The organism is Enterobacter sp. CFEC122 (assembly GCF_052983755.1).
Map to the genome: position 1 here is coordinate 1 of NZ_JBRIQR010000118.1, position 1,242 is coordinate 1,242.

Genomic DNA, 1,242 nt, shown 5'->3' on the forward strand with positions numbered 1-1,242 from the left:
CAGCAACTGGTATTCTTACCAATGCACCCTTCTCTTCCAAATAATCTAACCAACGACGAATTGTCCGAGTAGAAACACCCATCTGATTAGCTAAAAATTGCTGGTCGCAGACCACGGCACCACAAGTAGGATCTATGTGTTCAGCGAAAAATGAGTAAAGACCTATAGCAGCAGCACCCTGTTTGTCCCTCACAAGCTCTCTAATGCGTTGCCAGCCCTTTGGGTATGTCTGGGTGAAGTTGCTATTCTTCTTCGCCTCCTCATGCTCTTTAGAGGCCTTCCTGTCGATTTCCTGTATTTCTTTCTGTCTTAGTTTTGTTTGATGTTCTGAGGCTACGATCATATTTATCCCTCCGTGTCTTTTTGATAGGACATTTTTGTCCCATCATAGGACTTGCGGTGTCCCATGTCCAGACACATGCGGACACCAGCTGTGTCCTCACGTGCGGACACCAGCTGTGTCCTATCAGAAAAAAACAATTCTATAAAAATCAGTAATTTATTATTTTCCCCTATTCTCTTCTATGAAAACCAACAGACAACACCAAAGTTCAAGGTAGCTCCCTCCCTCCGGTCGGGCATTTTGAGGGTCAGGGTTCGCCATAGGCGACCGCGTTAGCGGCTTGACCTTGACGATCAAAATGCCCGCTTAACCTTGTATCTGGTGATGGCTCGCATTGTGAGCCATCACCATGCATGACGGTTTTAAGGGGTTTCGGGGCAAAGCCCTGAACCAGTCACGTAGCGCTAGCGGAGTGTATACTGGCTAATTAGTGCTTATCCTTAGGGTATATCTCTCGGTAAATCGTGATGAGGCTTCCAATTAAGCCAATAATTGTGATGATTGTTGAAGTGATCATGATGACCTCCTTGTCGATTAATTTTCTGTATTACATTCCTGGCTAAGTACTTTTAGTCCCAAAGGGATGCGGCACATTACAAAAGTGATGTGCTGTTTTATTTATTTATGGGATTTACTGCTTAAAGGGCGGTTTATCATGGGGATGGCTCGCTGTGGCGAACCATCCCCCTTTTCGAGGGTGGGGGTCGTTCCGAGCCGTCAAGAGTCGCTTCGCTACTGCTCTTGACCGCTCTCCTCTCCGGAAAACATAGCCATTATCCGACGTTTTATTTCTCCATCTTTGTTCACTAACGTCTTGGTAACAAAGGCTGAGTAGTCTTTGGATGTGTTATATCCTTTCCAGACTTCATGGGGATCTAAAGCGTAAGCACAGACCTTGC

Annotated in this window: 1 protein-coding gene and 1 pseudogene; both read right to left on the minus strand. The window is 45.8% G+C overall.

Going from position 1 to position 1,242, the window contains the following annotated elements; translation table 11 throughout:
- The coding region (locus ACVCAM_RS26385) for a helix-turn-helix domain-containing protein (protein WP_447093750.1) at positions 1 to 343 on the minus strand (343 nt) is incomplete at its 3' end.
- 732 nt (positions 344 to 1,075) lie between these two features.
- Positions 1,076 to 1,242 (minus strand): annotated as a pseudogene (locus ACVCAM_RS26390) (helix-turn-helix domain-containing protein); the annotation flags it as partial.